We start from the raw sequence: 17086 nt of genomic DNA, 5'->3' as shown, positions 1-17086 counted from the left end.
TGCCGGCGCCGCCGGCGCGAGGCAGGATGGGTGGGTGCCCGAAGGTGACACCGTCTGGAACACGGCCCGCGTGCTGCACCGCGCGTTGGCCGGAGCCACCCTGACCGGTTCCGACTTCCGGGTGCCGCAGCTGGCGACCACCGACCTGACGGGCTGGACGGTGCGCGAGTCGGCCAGCCGGGGCAAGCACCTGCTGCTGCGGCTCGCCGGCCGGGACGGCGACCTGCGTACGCTCCACTCCCACCTGCGGATGGAGGGCGCCTGGCGGGCGTACGCCCCGGGTGAGCGCTGGACGGCGCGGCCGGCGCACCTGATCCGGGTGGTGCTGCGCAGCGCCGGCGCGGTCGCGGTCGGCTACCACCTGCACGAGCTGGCGCTGGTGCCGACGGCCGAGGAGGAGTCCCTGGTCGGGCACCTCGGGCCGGATCTGCTCGGCCCGGACTGGGACCCGGCGGAGGCGGTCCGCCGGCTCGCCGGCCATCCGGGGGCCACCATCGCCGACGCGCTGCTGGACCAGCGCAACCTGGCCGGGGTGGGCAACCTCTACAAGTGCGAGGTGCTCTTCCTGCGCGGGCTGTCGCCGTGGACGCCGGTGGGTGACGTGCCGGACCTGGCCGGCACGGTGAGCCTGGCGCAGCGGCTGCTGGCGGCGAACCGGGGCCGGTGGACCCAGAGCACCACCGGCTCGCTGCACCGGGGCGGCACCAGCTACGTGTACGGCCGGCGGGCGCAGCCGTGCCGACGCTGCGGGACGGCGATCCGCAAGGCGGAGCTCGGCGAGCGGGTGACCTACTGGTGCCCGGTCTGTCAGCCGGGGCCGCAGCCGGCCGGCGCGGCCTGAACCCGGGCCGCCCGACCCCGTCAGGGGCGTGGAAATTCCACGAACCGGCAAGATCTCCCCGAGATACGGACGAATGGGTAGTTCCCTCCCGGCCCGTCCACCCCGCATGCTGCGCTTGAGTGCTCACCGATCGTCAGCAGCACGACGCGTCCGCCACGTCGGGGTGGTGGCCGGCGTGCCCCGGTACCCGGGGAGAGCCATGGTCCTGTTCCGCAGACTCCGGCCCAGCCGCACCGACCAGGCGCTCCGGGCCGGCGAGCAGCAGACGCCCACCGTGCCCACCGCCCGCACCCCCGACGGTCCCGCACCGGCCAGCCTCGACCCGGCGGCCGTGCCCCGACTGTTCGGGCCGGTGCCGAACTGGGCGCTCAGCCCACTGCCGGCGCCCGACGGCGCCGGCGGGGTGCGGCCCGGCACCGGCATCCGCAAGTTCGTCGACCCGCTGCCCGTCCCGGCCCCGCCGCCGGACCCCGACGGCCCGGCCGACACCACCAGCGGCGCCCGGCTGCCGGTGGCCGTGCCGGACACCATCACCTGGCCCGGCTGCGACTACTACGAGATCGCCCTCCAGGAGTACGCGCACCGCCTGCACACCGACCTGCCCGCCACCCGGCTGCGCGGCTACCGGCAGTTGAACCTGGGCACCGACCCCGCCGGACACAACACGGTGCACCCACCGGCGCGGCCGTGCCCGACCGGGCCGCTGATCGTGGCGCGGCGGGGCCGCCCGGTCCGGGTCAAGCTGATCAACCGGCTCCCCACCGGACGTGCGGGGGAACTCTTCCTGCCGGTGGACCCGACCGCGGACGGCGCGGCCGGTGGGCCGCTGGACGGACCGGCGCCGCTGCCGCAGAACCGCGCCACCCCCCACCTGTACGGGGCGCAGACCGGCTGGATCAGCGCCGGCAACCCGACCCAGTGGGTCACCCCGGCCGGCGAGATCACCCCGTACCCGGTCGGGCCCGGACTGACCCCGGTGCCGGACATGCCGCCGCCCGGCGCGGGCGCCACCACCCTGTACTGGCCGAACGAGCAGAGCGGCCGGCTGATGTGGCTGCACGACAACACCCTGGGGCTGTCCCGGCTCACCACCTACGCCGGCCAGCTCGCCCTCTACCTGCTCACCGACCCGGCGGAGCAACGGCTGGTCGATGACGGGGTGCTGCCGGCCGAGCAGGTGCCGCTGGTGATCCAGGACGTCACCTTCGTGCCGGACGACGCGCAGCTGGCCGCCCAGGACCCGACCTGGGACCGGGACCGGTGGGGCGCCAAGGGCAGCCTCTGGTGGCCGCACGTCTACCAGCCACGGCAGAACCCGTGGCGGGCCGGCGGCGCCAACCCGACCGGGCGCTGGGAGTACGGGCCGTGGTCGGGCGGGCGCCGGCCGGACGCCGGCCCGACACCGGGCGCCGGCTGGCGAGCCGGCGGGGACGCCCCACCCGGCCCGGACACCGCCGGCCGGGTCGACGACGCGGCCGCCGTGCCGAACCCGTACCACGACCCGGTGGCCGAGCCGGACGAACCGCCGCTGGCCCCGGACCTGCCGCACCCGTCGGTGGTGCCCGGGGCGTACGGGGACACCCCGCTGGTGAACGGGGTGGCCTACCCGTACCTGACGGTGCAGCCGCGGGCGTACCGGTTCCGGATCCTCAACGCCTGCCCGGACCGCAGCCTCAACCTCGCGCTCTACCGGGCCCGCTCGGACGGGCCGATGTGGGACCCGGACGGCGGGCTCGCCGACCCGGACGCCGGCGAGGTGCCGATGGTCGAGGCGGTCCGCGCGCCGGACCGCCCCACCGGCTGGCCCACCGACGGCCGGGAGGAGGGGGTGCCCGATCCCCGGGCGGCCGGCCCGGCGCTGGTGCAGATCGGCAACGAGTGCGGGCTGCTGCCGGCCCCCGTGGTGGTGACCAGCCGCCCGGTCGGCTACCGGTACGACCGGACCGACCCGACGGTGCTCAACGTCGACGGGCACGCCCTGCTGCTCTCCCCCGGCGAGCGGGCCGACGTGGTGGTCGACTTCGCCGGCGTGCCGCCGGGCAGCACGCTGATCCTCCACAACGACTGCCCCGCGCCGCTGCCCCGCTTCGACCCCCGGTACGACCACCACACCGGCGCCCCGGACCGGACCGCCGTCGGGGGCTCCCCCGGCACCCGCCCCGGGTACGGCCCGAACACCCGCACCCTGCTCCAGTTCCGGGTCGCCGACGGTCCGCCCGGTCAGCCGTACGACCTGACCCGGCTCGCCGAGCGGCTGCCGGCGGCGTACGCGGCCAGCCAGCGCCCGCCGATCGTGCCGCAGCCGGCGTACGACGCGGCGTTCGGGAGCCGGACCGCCCGGGAGACGGTGGTGACGGCGCACGCCACCACGGTGAGCTTCACCCCGACCGGGGCGGTCGGCCCGGTGACCCTGCCGCTTTCGGTGAAGGCGGTCGAGCAGGTCTTCGAACCGGGTCACGGCCGGCTGGCCGGGCGGCTCGGGGTGGGCCACCCGTACGCCGGCCCGCTGGCCCCGGCCACCCTGCCGCTGGGCCCGACGGACCCGGCGACCGAGGTGCTCTTCGTGGCGGACCCGGCGGTGGGCGTGGGCGCCCCCGGCGACGGCACCCAGCTCTGGCGGATCAGCGGCAACAGCCGGCAGACCGAGGTGGTGCACCTGGCCGGCTGCGACGTGCAGGTGGTCAACCGGGTCGGCTGGGACGGCACCACCCGGCCGGCCGCGCCGGCGGAGCTGGGCTGGAAGGAGACGCTGCGGGTCAACCCGCGCGAGGACGTGGTGGTGGCGCTGCGGCCGGTGGTGCCCACCCTGCCGTTCAAGATCGGCGACAGCGTACGGCTGCTGGACCCGACCCGCCCGGCGGGCGCCCGCACCGGTTCCACCCCGATCAGCCCGGTGGACGGTCGACCGGCGGTGGTCACCAACCAGCTGGTCAACCTGGGCTGGGAGTACCGCTGGCAGGGCCAGTCCGGCGGCCACCGCGACCTGGGGATGAGCCGGCCGCTGGTGCTGCGGGTGTCACCCGGGGCGCCGACCGGACTCACCGCCACCCCGGCGCCGGGCTCGGCCACCGCCCTGCCCGCCATCACCCTGGCCTGGACGGGCAACGGGGGCCGACCGGTGGCCACCAGCCACCAGCTCCAGCGGGCCACCGACGCGGCGTTCACCACCGGGGTCACCACGATCACGGTGGCGGCCACCGCGACCCGCTACACCGACGCCACCGTCACCCCGGGCGTCACCTACCACTACCGGATCCGCGCGGAGAACGCGGTGAGCTGCTCGGCCTGGTCGAACAGCGTCCCGGCGTCGGTGCGGCTGACCGCCCCGGCCGGACTGACCGCCGCGATCCCGGCGGCGGCGCCGCTGCGGGTCGCGTTGCGCTGGTCGAACCGCTCGTTCGCCACCGGCATCGACGTGCAGCGGGCCACCAATCCGACGTTCACCAGCGGGCCGGGCACCACCGCGATCCCGGTGGGCGACAACCACCTCGACCCGACCGCCGCCCCGGACACCACCTACTACTACCGGGTACGCACCACGTACCTGGGCGCCGCGTCACCGTGGTCGACGGTCGCCACGGTCTGCACCCCACCGGTGCCCGGCGTACCGACCTCGGTGACGGCGACCGCCGGCACGCCCGGCCCGGACACCGCGACGGTGACGCTGAGCTGGGCGTCCGGTCTGCCGCCCGGGCCCGGCGCCGGGTTCGTCGTGCAGCGGGCCGCCGACCCGGCGTTCAGCCGGGAACTGGCCACCTTCACGGTGACCGGGCGGGGGTTCACCAACAGCGGGCTGGCCCGCGGCGTGACCTACCACTACCGGATCCGGGCGTACAACGTGGTGGGCAGCTCGCCGTTCACCGGTCCGGTCCCGGTGACCACCCCACCGTGAGCCGTCAGCCGGTGGCCCGCATCGGGCCGCCCCGCCCCCACCGGTCGGTCACCGGCTCGGCCAGCGGGTCGGCGGCCGGGCCGGCCAGCGGGTCGGTGGCGCTCCACGGGTCGGCGGCCGGCGCGCCCGCCGGTTCGCCGACGGCCCGCAGCTCGGCCAGCGCGGAGGTCACCCCGTGCAGCATGTCGGTGGCCTCCACCAGCCGGTCCGCCGCCGGATGAGTGGTGCTGGGGCGGGCATCCTCGGCGACGTAGCCGGCCGCCGCGACGACCAGCCCCTCGTACGCGGTCACCCCGCTCTCCAGCTGCCCGGCCAGGGCACGGTGCGCCTCGGTCAACGAGGATCGGGCGTCGGCCGGGGCGAGCCGCAGCGCGCGTTCCACGCTGGCCAGCCGGGCCGCCAGGTCGCGCAGCGAACGGTCGGCGGCGGCCGCCTCGCGGACCGCCGGCTCGGCGAGACCGGTCAGCCGGCCGGCCATCCCGGCCAGGGTCAGCGCAGCCCGGTCCAGCCGGTGCCACGGCTCGGCCGCGCCGGTGCCGCGCAGCGCCAGGCGGGACCGGAGGCGACGCGCCTCGGCGAGCACCCCCGGGCCGACCGGCAGCCGCTCCACGGCGGCCACCAGCCGGGCCCGGTTGCGGGCCGCGACGTCGGCCGGGTCGAGCGCCGGCGGGGCCGGCTGGGCGGCGAGGGCCCGCAGGTCGGTCCAGCGCCAGGCGGCCAGCGCGAGGGCACCGCCCGCGGCACCGGCCCAGACCGCGTCCGGCAGCCCGATCCCCGCGTACGGGGTGAGCACGGCGGCGGCCCCGCCCAGTCCACCGGCGAGCACGCTCCACCGCCGGGCCGACCGGCGCAGCCGCCGCAGCCGGCGGAAGTGTCTCGCCCGCTCGTCCGCCATGCGTACCTCCTCGGGCCGGCCGCTCAGCCTGCGGCGGTGGTGTCCCCGGTGCCGCGCTCACGCGACATGCTGGCCCGCAGCTCGTCGAGGCGGGCGGCGGCGGCCGGGTCGGCGGCCGGCGCGGCGGACTCGGTGCGCTGCTCCACGGCCGGCCGGTCCTGCCGGCCGGCGAGCTGCTCGCCGGCCATGCTGGACCGGATCTGCTCCAGCCGGGACGACCCGGCCGAGTCCAGGCTCGCCTTCTGGATCTCCAACATCCGGCCCTCGACGGAGTTGCCGGCCAGCTCGGCCCGGCCCATCGCGGTCGCGTAGCGGCGCTCGATGCGGTCGCGCACCTCGTCCAGGGACGGGGTGTTGGCCGGGGCGGTGAGCGCCGACATCGACTCCAGCGAGTGGGCGACGCTCTCCTGCATCTTGGCCTGCTCGAGCTGGCTGAGCAGCTTGGTGCGCTCGGCCAGCTTCTGCTGGAGGATCATCGAGTTGTTCTCCACCGCGCGCCGCGCCTGCGCCGCCGCGCCCAGGGCCTGGTCGTGCAGGGTCTTCAGGTCCTCGGTGGCCTGCTCGGCGGAGACCAGCTGGGTGGCCAGGGTCTGCGCGGACTGCTCGTAGCGCCCGGCCTCGGCCTCGTCGCCCTTGGCCCGGGCCTGGTCGGCGAGGACCAGCGCCTGCCGGGCCATCGACTGCAGCCGTTCGACCTCGGACATCTGGCGGGACAGCTTCATCTCGAGCTGGCGCTGGTTGCCGATCACCGCCGCCGCCTGCTGGACGAGCGCCTGGTGCTGGCGCTGCGCCTCCTCGACGGCCTGTTGGATCTGCACCTTGGGATCGGCGTGCTCGTCGATCCGGGCGCCGAAGAGCGCCATCAGGTATTTCCAGCCCTTGACGAACGGGTTGGCCATCTCCGCGGTATCCCCTCAGTAGCGTCGCTCCGCCTCGGCCGGCCGGTCGGCCCGGCCACACGGCGATGCCTCCATCGTCCCAGGCGGACGCCAGGGCGGCATCCGTACGCCGGGAGCGGAAACGTCGAAGCGGCTCCCGATCAACCGTACGCGGCGACAACCACCCCGACCACGACGCGGTCGGCCGGAGTCAGGCGGCGTAGACCACGTCCCGCTCGGCGGGTCGGACCCGGCTGGTGCGCAGGGTGGCCTTGAGCGGCGAGTCCTGTCGCACGGCGACCGAGACCTTGCCGTCCGAGGTGACCTGCCGCACACCCCGGTTGGTCGACTTCCGCACCGCGGCCGGGGCCACGGTGGTGGGCTCGTCCTGGACCGGGACCAGCACGCCGGGCATCTGCTCGGCGAGCGCGACGGTGTCGCTGACCTCGCGCAGCAGCTCCGACAGGCGGGCGCCGAGGGCGTCGCAGATCGCGGCGAGCAACTCGCTGGAGGGTTCCTTCTGGCCACGCTCGATCTCGGAGAGGTAGCCGAGGCTCACGTTGGCGGCGGAGGAGACCTCGCGCAGGGTGCGGTGCTGCCCCTGCCGGCGGGCCCGCAGCGCGTCCCCGATCACGCGGCGTAGCAGGACCATCGCACCTCCCCCTGACGGGTGTCACCGCTCCGCCGGGGCCGGGCCGGACGCGGCGGACCGCTCCGGCGCCGAACTGATCGTCGGAGCCTTCCCGCAACCGTACCCGGTGCGGGGCCCGCCGACATCCCACCCCGCCCCTCCGACTTCCCGCCGTCCCACATCATGCGGCGCCTACCGTCGCCCGGCGCCGGTGGCCGCGGCGCCGCCCCGCGGGACGGAGGCGCCGTCCCGGGGGACCGCCGACGCGGCCCGGGAGCCGGGGGCCGGGGCCGTCGAGGCGCCGTCGTCGCTGGACGTCGGGGCGAACGGTTCGCCGCGCAGCTCCTCGCCGAGCAGCCGCAGCGCCTCGATCACCGCCGCGGAGCGGATGTGGTCCCGGCCGCCGTCCAGGTCGAGCCGGCGTACGGTGGCGCCGTCCGGCCCGGCCACGGCCACGTAGACCAGGCCGACCGGCTTGCCGTCCTGCGGCTCGGGCCCGGCCACCCCGGTGGTGGCCAGCCCCCAGTCGGCGCCGCACCGCCGCCGGCCGCCCTCGGCGAGGGCCTTGGCGACGTCCGGGTCGACCGGCCCCCGCTCGTCCAGCAGGCCCTGCGGCACCCCGGCGAGCTGGGCCTTCAGGTCGGTGGCGTAGGTGACCAGGCCACCCCGGTAGACGGCGCTGACCCCGGCGATCTCGACGATCGAGGCGGCCAGCAGGCCACCGGTCAGCGACTCGACGGTCGCCAGGGTCTGGTGCCGTTCGCTCAGGCTGTGCACCGCGCCGGCCGCGGGACTGCCCGCCGGCCGCCGGTGTTGCGCATCCGTCTCCGTCTCCATGGCGTGACACCCTTCCCAGACCCCGTCGACCTACTCATCCTCCCAGCCCACCCACCCCCGCAGGCCCACCCCCGAAGATCCACGGGCGGCGGGCGGACGGATGTCCGACGAGCGTGATGACTCTCGGGTATCAATATTCCTGAGAGTCATCACGCTCGGAACGACGTTCGTCTCCCACGGCCGGAGCGCCGTCGAGCGTCATGCAGCGCGGGACGACGGCCCGCGGGACGTCGGGGCCGTCAGGGGCGGGTGGGGCGGCGCAGGCGTACGGCCTGGACGATGTAGTCGAAGCCGGTGGCCACGGTGACCACCACCGCCGCGCCCATGATCCAGGGGCCCACCGGGGCCAGGGCCGCCGGCATCGGCCACAGGTACCAGGCGATGGCGAGGATCTGCAGCGCGGTCTTGAGCTTGCCGCCGCGGCTGGCCGCGATCACGCCGTGCCGGATCACCCAGAACCGCAGCACGGTGATGCCCAGCTCGCGGGCGAGGATCACCACGGTCACCCACCAGGGCAGCCGGTCGTAGACGGAGAGCAGCACCAGCGCCGCGCCGGTGAGCGCCTTGTCGGCGATCGGGTCGGCCACCTTGCCGACCGAGGTGACCAGGCCGAACCGGCGGGCGATCCAGCCGTCGACCAGGTCGGTGACCGAGGCGAAGGCGAAGACGAGGCTGGCCGCGACGCGCCAGCCGGCGTGGGTCATCCCCGAGGCGGCGACCAGCACCACGAAGACGGGCACCAGCACGAGCCGCAGCAGGGTGAGCCCGTTGGCCGCGTTGAGCACCGGCACCTGGGACACCGCCGCCGGGGTGGACTCCGCCGCCCCGGTCACGCGGGCACCCCGCTCCGGCGGTCCTGGTGGATCCGGCACCGCGCCACGTGGTTCCCCCGCTCCGCTCGGGCCCGCCGTCACCGGGTCGCGCCGGGCGCCGCCGAGATCATCTCATCCGGCACCGCGACGAGGTCGACGCCCTCGGTAGCGGTCACCGTGGCGCGGACCAGGTCGCCCGGGCGCAGGGCCGCCAGGTCGACACCGCCGCCGCTCGGGGCGACCAGGGTGGTCGAGCCGTCCACCTCGGGCGCCTGGTGCGCCGCCCGACCCTCCACCACCCCGTCGGCGACGGTGTCGACCAGGACCTCGACGGTGGAGCCGAGCCGCTCCTCGGCCCGCTGCGAGCAGAGCTCGTCGGCGAGCGCGCTGAGCCGGTCGTACCGGCGCTTGACGGTGGCGGCGGAGACCTTGCCGGGCAGGCCGGCGGCCTCGGTGCCGTCCTCGTCGCTGTAGTCGAACATGCCGATCGCGTCGAGCCGCGCCTCGGTCAGGAACCGGACCAGCTCGGCGACGTCCTGCTTCGTCTCGCCCGGGAAGCCGACGATGAAGTTGCTCCGCGCGCCCGCCTCCGGAGCCAGAGCGCGGGCCGAGGCCAGCAGCTCCAGGAACCGGTCGGTGGAGCCGAACCGCCGCATCCGGCGCAGCACCGGCTCGCTGGAGTGCTGGAACGACAGGTCGAAGTACGCGGCCACGCCCGGCGTGGTGGCGATCACCTCGACCAGGCCCGGCCGGGTCTCGGCCGGCTGGAGGTAGCTGGCCCGGACCCGGACGATCCCGTCGATCGCGGCGAGCTGCGGCAGCAGCTTCTCCAGCGCCCGCGGGTCGCCGAGGTCCTTGCCGTACGAGGTGGAGTTCTCGCTGACCAGCACCAGCTCCCGGACGCCGGTCTTGGCCAGCCACTCGGCCTCGGCGAGCAGCTCGTCGGGGGTACGCGAGACGAACGCCCCGCGGAAGGCCGGGATGGCGCAGAACGCGCAGCGCCGGTCGCAGCCGCTGGCCAGCTTCAGCGAGGCGACCGGCCCGGTGTCGAGCCGGTGCCGCAGCACCTGCCGCAGGTGTGCCGGGGTGTGCTCGTCGGTCTCCGGACTCACCCGGGTCGGGGTGCCGTGCCCGGGCAGCGACACCGCCGCGTCGCGCCGCTTCACCGGGGTCAGCGGCAGCAGCTCACGCCGGTCGCGCGGGATGTGCGCGTCGATCGACTCGCCGGCCACCACGGCGTCGAGCCGGGCGGCGATGTCCGGGTAGTCGTCGAAGCTCAGCACCGCCTGCGCCTCGGGGAGGCTGTCGGCGAGTTCCCGGCCGTACCGCTCGGCCATGCAGCCGGCGGCGACCACCTTGGCGCCGGTGTCGGCGGCGGCGAGCAGCGTCTGGATCGAGTCCTGCTTGGCCTTCTCCACGAAGCCGCAGGTGTTGACGACCACCACGTCGGCGCCTTCGCCGTCGGTGGTGACCTGCCAACCGTCGGCGTGCAGCCGGGCGGCGAGTTCCTCCGAGTCGACCTCGTTACGGGCGCAGCCCAGGGTCAGCAGGGCGACCCGGCGGCCGTCGGACGGGGAAGGGGGCGTGGCAGACACCAATCGAGGGTACCGGTCCGAGCGGGCAGCCTCGGCGAAGGAGGGCCCCCGGCCCACGTGCGGCGGCGGCGGATGCGGCGACGATCACACCGCCGGGGCGCCGACCCGGACCAACCGGTCGAGCAGGAAGACCTCCGTGCCGGCCAGTCCGGTCGAGCAGAAGACCGTGACCTGGTCCGCGCCGGTCCGGCCGGGGGCGGCGCCGGCCAGCACCGCGCCCAGGTCGCCCAGCCGCCCGGCGTACGGCGCGACGGCGGCGAGCATCGGCGGGGCGTACGCGGCGGCCTGGGCCGGCGAGTCGGTGACCAGCACGTCGGCGCGGTCCAGCAGGTCGGGGCCGAACTCGTGCCGGTCGACCTGCTTGAAGCCGACGGTGTTGACGTGGGCGCCCGGGGCGAGGTCGGTGGCGTCGAGCACCGGCGTGACGCTGGTGGTGGCGAGTACCACGATCGCGGCGTCGGTGACCGCCTCGCGGGCGCTGCCCACCGCCCGGGCGGGCACGCCCAGCTCGGCGCGGACCCGGGCGGCGAACGCCTCCCGCCGGGCTGCCGAGCGGCTGTGCACCAGCACCTCGCGCAGCGGGCGTACGGCGGCGGCGGCCCAGACCTGGGTCCAGGCCTGCCGGCCGGAGCCGATCACGCCGAGCGTGGCGGCGTCCGGCCTCGCCAGCGCGGCGACGGCGGCCCCGCCCAGTCCCCCGGTACGCCGGGAGCCCAGCTCCTCACCGACCGCGACGGCCCGCACCGCGCCGGTACGGCCGTCGTGCAGCACCACCACCTGCTCCGCCTCGGGGTGGCCGAAGGTGTCGTAGGAGCGGAAGCCGTACCACTCGCCGGTGAGATGGCCGGCGGTGAGCACCATCCGCCCGCCGCCCAGCGGGGCGGCGGCGCGGGGCGGGGCGATCAGCCGCCCCTGGTACGCGGCGAGCAGGGCGTCCCGCATGGCGGCGACGGCGCCCGGGGCGTCCAGCGCGGCGGCGACGTCGGCGTCGGAGAAGAGCAGGGCCATGCCCCCATCCTGCAACCTGAAGTCAGGTTGAGATCCACCCGTCGTGGCCCTCGTCACCACAGCGGCAGCCGGGTCACCGGAGGCGGTGCTAGCGTCGGATCCGGCGGCACCGGGCGACTCGGCCGGGCCGCCCCGGACGAGTCGTGGGCGTACCCGGTGAAGCAAGACGCCCCGTGACCACCCGACTCGTCCCGGCCCCGGCGGCCGGGCCCGTACCTGTAGAAGGTGACCGTCATGGCCTGGACCGTGCTGGTGCTCTCCGGTCTGCTGGAGACCGCGTGGGCGATCGCCCTGGACCGCAGTTCCGGCTTCACCCGTCCCCTCCCCACGGCCGTCTTCGCGGTCACCCTGATCGGCAGCATGGCCGGCCTGGCGTACGCGTTGCGCGACATCCCGGTCGGCACCGGCTACGCGGTCTGGGTGGGCATCGGCGCGGTGGGCACCGCCCTGGTCGGCATGCTGGCCCTGGGTGAGTCGGCCAGCCTGCCCCGGATCGCCTGCCTGGCGCTGGTGGTGGCCGGGGTGGTCGGCCTGAAGCTCTTCCACTGACCCGCCGGGAAAGACCGCTGTCGGGCGGTATCGGCATTGATGCGTAGCGCGAGCGCCGACTGGGTAGAGATCGGGCCACCACCACACCGGCACTCACCACGGAGGACGTCATGGCCGACATGCACACGCCCGCCCGCCCGCGCAGCAACGCCGCCCGCATCTGCACGATCCTCGGCTTCGTCTTCGCCGCGCTCGCGCTGCTGCTCAACCCGATCATCTTCGGCGTGATCGGCGTGGTGCTCGGCATCGTCGGCGCGGTGCTGGGCGACAAGCCGCTGGGCTGGTACGCCGCCGCCGCCAGCGTGGCCGGCGCCGTCCTCGGCCTGGTGATCGCGGCCATCATCCTGAACGCCTGATCCACCCGGACCACGAAGGCCCGCCGGTCACCGGCGGGCCTTCGTCGTGCTCGGATCCCGCCCCGGCGGGTCGACGGCGGCTATTCGCCCTCGCCGCGCAGCCCGCCCAGCACGTCCTCCAGCTCGTCCGGCTTGACCAGCACGTCGCGCGCCTTGGAACCCTCCGACGGGCCGACCACGCCGCGGGTCTCCATCAGGTCCATCAGCCGGCCGGCCTTGGCGAAGCCGACCCGCAGCTTGCGCTGGAGCATCGAGGTCGAGCCGAACTGCGAGGTGACCACCAGCTCCACGGCCTGCACCAGCAGGTCCAGGTCGTCGCCGATGTCCTCGTCGATCTTCTTCTTGCTGTCCTGCGCGACGGTCAGCACATCCGAGCGGAACTCCGGCTCACGCTGGTCCTTGCAGAACTTCACCACATCGGTGATCTCGCGCTCGGTCACCCAGGCGCCCTGGATCCGGATCGGCTTCGACGCGCCCATCGGCAGGAAGAGCCCGTCGCCGCGACCGAGCAGCTTCTCCGCGCCGGGCTGGTCGAGGATGACCCGCGAGTCGGCCAGCGACGAGGTGGCGAAGGCCAGCCGGGACGGCACGTTCGCCTTGATCAGGCCGGTCACCACGTCGACCGAGGGGCGCTGGGTGGCCAGCACCAGGTGGATGCCGGCGGCCCGGGCGAGCTGGGTGATCCGGACGATGGAGTCCTCGACGTCGCGCGGGGCGACCATCATCAGGTCGGCCAGCTCGTCCACGATCACCAGGAGGTACGGGTACGGCCGCAGCTCCCGTTCGACGCCCGGCGGGGCCTTGATCTCGCCGTTGCGGACCTTGCGGTTGAAGTCGTCGATGTGCCGGACCCCGTTGGCGGCGAGGTCGTCGTAGCGCATGTCCATCTCGCGGACGACCCACTCCAGCGAGTCGGCCGCCTTCTTCGCGTTGGTCACGATCGGGGTGACCAGGTGCGGGATGCCCTCGTAACCGGTCATCTCGACCCGCTTCGGGTCGATCAGCAGCAGCCGCACCTCGTCCGGCGTGGCCCGGGTGAGGATGGAGACCAGCAGCGAGTTCAGGCAGGACGACTTGCCAGCCCCGGTGGCGCCGGCGATCAGGATGTGCGGCATCTTCGCGAGGTTGGCCACCACGAAGCCGCCCTCGATGTCCTTGCCGAGGGCGACCACCATCGGGTGGTGGTCGCTGGTGGCGGCCCGGGAGCGCAGCACGTCGCCGAGCGCGACGTTCTCCGGGTCGGTGTTCGGGATCTCCACGCCGACCGCGCTCTTGCCCGGGATCGGGCTGAGGATCCGCACGTCCGGCGACTTCACCGCGTACGCGATGTTGCGGGAGAGCTGGGTGATCCGCTCGACCTTGACCCCGTGCCCCAGCTCGACCTCGTAGCGGGTGACGGTCGGGCCGCGGGTGAAGCCGGTGACCGCGGCGTCCACGTCGAACTGGTCGAAGACGCCGGTCAGCGCGGCGATCACCTCGTCGTTGGCCTTGCTGCGGGTCTTCGGCGCGGCACCGCTGCCGAGCATGTTGGCCGGGGGCAGCGTGTAGTCGCCGGCCAGCCCGTTTATCTCCAACTGCTCGGCGCGGGTGGGCAGCGGCGAGTGCTCCGGCGGCTCGACCGGCTTGCGGCTGGCCGGCACCTTGGACGGCGGCTTGCGGGGCAGCACGATGGTGTCCTGGAGGTCCACGCCCTCGCCGGGCTCCTCCAGGTCGTCCAGGTCCACCGGCGGCGGCAGCCGCTTGGCCGGGCGGCGACGGGCCGGCTTCTCGACCACCTCGACGGCATCGACGTCGTCCTCGTCGGACGGGGCGACCAGCGTGCCGGCGAGCAGGCCGAGCCGTTCCGGGATCTTGTTGATCGGCGTGGCGGTGACCACCAGCAGCCCGAAGAGCAGCAGCAGGATCAGCAGCGGCACCGCCACCCAGGCGGTGACGGCACGTTCGAGCAGGTCGCCGATCCCGGCGCCGACCAGGCCGCCGGCGTAGTCGCGCTGGACCTGGTCCACCGGGTTTTGCCCGATGTGGAGCATCGCCGCGGTGGCGACCAGCATCGAGGACCAGCCGACCAGCCCACGGCCCCGGTGCTCCGGGTCCGGGTCGGTCCGCATGAGTCGCCACGCGCCGATCATCAGCAGCACCGGGACGATCACGGCGATGGAACCGAGGAAGAGGCGTACCGTGTCGGCCAGCCGGGCCCCCAACGGCCCGGCGCCGGAGAACCAGATCGCCACCGCGCTGAGGATGGCCAGGCCGAACAGGAGCAGCCCGCCGCCGTCCCGGCGGTGCTCCGGGTCCAGGTCACGGGCGGAGGCGACCTGCCGGCCGGCGCCACGCACCGCCCAGCCGACGCCGTGCGCCAGCCCCATCCACACCGCGCCGACACCACGTCCGACGTAGACGGCCAGCCCCGTGCGGGCCGGTGGACGCCGCCGCGCGGTCGCCCGGGTCGCCTTCTTCGCCGGTTGGCGGGCACGACTGTTCGTCGTGTTGCGCGACGACGCGCCGCGCCGCCGGCTCGCTTGAGAGGTACGGCCCGCCATACAGTCACCGTAACGGTGGGACCCGGTGGATCGCCGCTTTTCGTCCGCGCGTCGCAGCACGGTCCGCGCCGTCCGTTGTGTTATTCGCCGCAGAAGGGATCCCGGATGGCGTCGCCGGAGATCGAGGACGGTCCGGACGGCCCCCTGGCCGGGCACCCGCGCACGCCGCGCCCGCTGACCGGGGAACTGGTCGCCGCGGTGCTCGGCGCCCGGGGGTACGTCGTGTCGGCCGACGCCGACGGCGACCTGGTGGGCCGCTGGGACGACAGCCTGGTCTGGTTCCTGCGGCTGGGCCGGGCCGGGGAGGTGCTCCAGATCCGCACCGTCGCCGCCCCCACCTTCGGCATCGAACAGGTCCCCGACCTGTACGCGTTCTGCAACGCCTGGAACCACGACCGGCTCTGGCCGAAGGCGTACGTGCACGTGGACGACGACGGGCGGGCGCTGGTGTGCGGCGAGACCATCACCGACCTGGAGGCCGGGGTGACCCCGCACCAGCTGGACCAGTTGTTGGACTGCGGCATCACCACCGGTTGCCAGCTCGCGGCGGCGGTCCGCGCGTTGCCCGGCGGGACCGTCCGGTGAGACCGGCCCGGGACCGGTCCCTGGCGCAGGCCCTGGCCGACGCGTGCGACCTGCCCGACGGTCCGGCCCGGGTGGCCGCGCTGGAACGGGTCGCCGGGCAGGCCGACGCCCGGGGCGACCTGCGCTGCGGGGTCGACGCCCGGCTCGCGCTGGTCGAGGCGTACCTGCACCTCGGGGAGCGCTGGCGGCTGGCCGATCCGGTCCGCCGCTGCCGGGACGCCCTGGACCGGGCGCCGCACCTGCTCGACGACCGGCCCGTCGACGCGGAGGCGCTGCGCCGCTACCAGGGGTACGCGGTGGAGGCGGTGTTCGGCACCCCGCGGGCCGGCCTGGAGCAGGCCCGGTCCCTCCTGGCCGACCTGGCGGACCGGGGTGGCCCGGACGCGGAGCTCGTCGCCCAGCTGCGCTGCCGGCTGGCCGACCACCTCGGCGACGAGCCGACCGCCCGCCACGAGTACGCCCGCTGGCGGGCGGCCGTCGGCGACCCGGCGGCCGGCTGCCCCGCCTGCGGCCTGGTCCGGCAGGCCGAGCTGCTGGCCGGTTGGGGCGACACCCGGGGGGCGTTGGAGGCGCTGACGCCGGTGCTGGACGGCGACGTCGACTGCACCGACCAGCCCGAGCGGGCGCTGGCGGTGGCGCAGCTGCCCTGGCTACGGCTCGGCGAGCCGGACCGGGCGGCGCGGGCCCATGTCCGGGCGTACCGGCGGCACCGGCGCGAGCCGGCCGGCCTGCCGTACCTCGCGGCCCACCTGCGGTTCTGCGCGCTCGGCGGGCACCTCGACCGAGGGCTGGACATCCTCACCGAACAGCTGCCCCGGCTCGTCGGCTGCCCCGACGACCTGGCGGCGATGGAGTTCGCCGCCGCGGGCGCGCTGCTCTGCGGGTCGGCGGTGGCGGCCGGCCGGGGTGACCGGCGGATCCACCGTCCGGACGCGACCGGCCGGCGCGGCGCCGAGGTGGACGTCGCCACGCTCGGCGCGGAGCTGCTGGCCCGGGCGCACCGGCTGGCCGGCAGCTTCGACGCCCGCAACGGCACCGGTCACCAGTCCGGACGGATCGCCTCCTGGCTGGCCGAACGGCCCCTCGCCGCGCCGGTGCCGCTGCCGCCCGACGACCCGGACGACGATCCCGCTCCGGCGGAGGAACCGCAGGACGACGGCGGCCCGGTGCCGCTGCGGGTGCCGGTGATCGCCGCCGCGCTGGACGGGCGGGGGGACGGGTACACGGTGGAGGGGGACACGGTGACCGGCCGCTGGGGCGGGGCGGTGATCCGGTTCCGCCCGGCCGGCGGGGGCGGCGACATCCTGCACGCCCGGGTGGTCGCCGACCGCCGGCTGCCCGCCCGCCGGCTCGCCGAGGCGTACGCGTTCTGCAACGCCTGGAACCACGACCGGCTGATGCCGAAGGCGTACGTGCACCAGCGCGACGGGGAGCTGGTGCTGGCCGGCGACGTGACCGTCGACCTGGCGCACGGGGTGGCCCCGGCCCAGCTGGCGGTGCTGGTCGCCGCCACGGTGAACACCGGTGTGGCGTACGCGGCGGCGGTCGCCGCGCTGCCCTGAGACGGAGGTGTCGGCTAGCCGACACCTGTTCGACGGCAACCCTGCAACCCGTGGGCGCACTCAGAAGTGGTGTTCCAGTCAACGCGATCCACGACCCACGGGGAG

General features: G+C 75.4%; 12 protein-coding genes and 2 pseudogenes. 6 read left to right on the top strand and 8 right to left on the bottom strand.

All coding sequences use genetic code 11. The annotated features are described in order from the left end of the window. Positions 1 to 34: 34 nt before the first annotated feature. The gene (locus GA0074704_RS10830; protein ID WP_088970383.1) at positions 35 to 841 is read left to right on the top strand and encodes a DNA-formamidopyrimidine glycosylase family protein; all 807 of its coding nucleotides are present in this window, start codon (positions 35 to 37) and stop codon (positions 839 to 841) included. Positions 842 to 1040: 199 nt separating this feature from the next. Beyond that, complete coding sequence (locus GA0074704_RS10825; RefSeq protein ID WP_377471687.1) at positions 1041 to 4733, top strand: hypothetical protein; 3693 nt, start codon at positions 1041 to 1043, stop codon at positions 4731 to 4733. 142 nt (positions 4734 to 4875) lie between these two features. Here the strand turns inward: GA0074704_RS10825 and pspM are convergent. From pspM to GA0074704_RS10790, 7 genes and pseudogenes are all read right to left on the bottom strand, one after another. Next, positions 4876 to 5628 (bottom strand): annotated as a pseudogene (pspM, locus tag GA0074704_RS10820) (phage shock envelope stress response protein PspM); the annotation flags it as partial. Between the two features lie 23 nt (positions 5629 to 5651). Further along, positions 5652 to 6527, bottom strand: a complete 876-nt coding sequence (locus GA0074704_RS10815; protein WP_088970381.1) for a PspA/IM30 family protein — start codon at positions 6525 to 6527, stop codon at positions 5652 to 5654. Positions 6528 to 6717: 190 nt separating this feature from the next. After that, positions 6718 to 7158, bottom strand: a complete 441-nt coding sequence (locus GA0074704_RS10810) for a helix-turn-helix domain-containing protein (RefSeq protein WP_088970380.1) — start codon at positions 7156 to 7158, stop codon at positions 6718 to 6720. 300 nt (positions 7159 to 7458) lie between these two features. After that, positions 7459 to 7974 (bottom strand): annotated as a pseudogene (locus GA0074704_RS10805) (CinA family protein); the annotation flags it as partial. 239 nt (positions 7975 to 8213) lie between these two features. After that, positions 8214 to 8807 (bottom strand): CDP-diacylglycerol--glycerol-3-phosphate 3-phosphatidyltransferase, encoded by a 594-nt coding sequence (gene pgsA, locus GA0074704_RS10800; RefSeq protein ID WP_088970378.1) that lies wholly within the window; start codon positions 8805 to 8807, stop codon positions 8214 to 8216. 77 nt (positions 8808 to 8884) lie between these two features. After that, positions 8885 to 10384 (bottom strand): 30S ribosomal protein S12 methylthiotransferase RimO, encoded by a 1500-nt coding sequence (gene rimO, locus GA0074704_RS10795; protein ID WP_088970377.1) that lies wholly within the window; start codon positions 10382 to 10384, stop codon positions 8885 to 8887. Between the two features lie 81 nt (positions 10385 to 10465). Continuing rightward, on the bottom strand, positions 10466 to 11389 hold the full coding sequence (locus GA0074704_RS10790; protein ID WP_088970376.1) for an ornithine cyclodeaminase family protein: 924 nt from the start codon (positions 11387 to 11389) through the stop codon (positions 10466 to 10468). Between the two features lie 234 nt (positions 11390 to 11623). On the opposite strand from GA0074704_RS10790, the gene GA0074704_RS10785 reads away from it, so the two are divergent. Together GA0074704_RS10785 and GA0074704_RS10780 are read left to right on the top strand one after the other, a co-directional pair. Continuing rightward, on the top strand, positions 11624 to 11938 hold the full coding sequence (locus tag GA0074704_RS10785; protein ID WP_088970375.1) for a DMT family transporter: 315 nt from the start codon (positions 11624 to 11626) through the stop codon (positions 11936 to 11938). 110 nt (positions 11939 to 12048) lie between these two features. Continuing rightward, positions 12049 to 12294, top strand: a complete 246-nt coding sequence (locus tag GA0074704_RS10780) for a hypothetical protein (RefSeq protein WP_088970374.1) — start codon at positions 12049 to 12051, stop codon at positions 12292 to 12294. Positions 12295 to 12374: 80 nt separating this feature from the next. Here GA0074704_RS10780 and GA0074704_RS10775 read toward each other — a convergent pair whose 3' ends face one another. After that, complete coding sequence (locus GA0074704_RS10775) at positions 12375 to 14834, bottom strand: FtsK/SpoIIIE family DNA translocase (protein WP_088970373.1); 2460 nt, start codon at positions 14832 to 14834, stop codon at positions 12375 to 12377. Between the two features lie 105 nt (positions 14835 to 14939). On the opposite strand from GA0074704_RS10775, the gene GA0074704_RS10770 reads away from it, so the two are divergent. Both GA0074704_RS10770 and GA0074704_RS10765 read left to right on the top strand, forming a co-directional pair. After that, a complete protein-coding gene (locus GA0074704_RS10770) occupies positions 14940 to 15419 on the top strand; it encodes a type III secretion system chaperone family protein (protein WP_088970372.1) in 480 nt (159 codons plus the stop codon). Continuing rightward, positions 15416 to 16981 carry a type III secretion system chaperone family protein gene (locus GA0074704_RS10765; RefSeq protein ID WP_088970371.1) on the top strand — a complete coding sequence of 522 codons (1566 nt, stop codon included), beginning with the start codon at positions 15416 to 15418 and terminating at the stop codon, positions 16979 to 16981. Before GA0074704_RS10770 ends, GA0074704_RS10765 begins: the two co-directional genes overlap by 4 nt. The last annotated feature ends 105 nt before the right edge of the window (positions 16982 to 17086 follow it).

It is taken from the genome of Micromonospora siamensis (genome assembly GCF_900090305.1).
Taxonomy (GTDB): Bacteria; Actinomycetota; Actinomycetes; order Mycobacteriales; family Micromonosporaceae; genus Micromonospora; species Micromonospora siamensis.
Note: the sequence above shows the minus strand (reverse complement) of the source record. Positions and strands in the feature narration are given on the sequence as shown.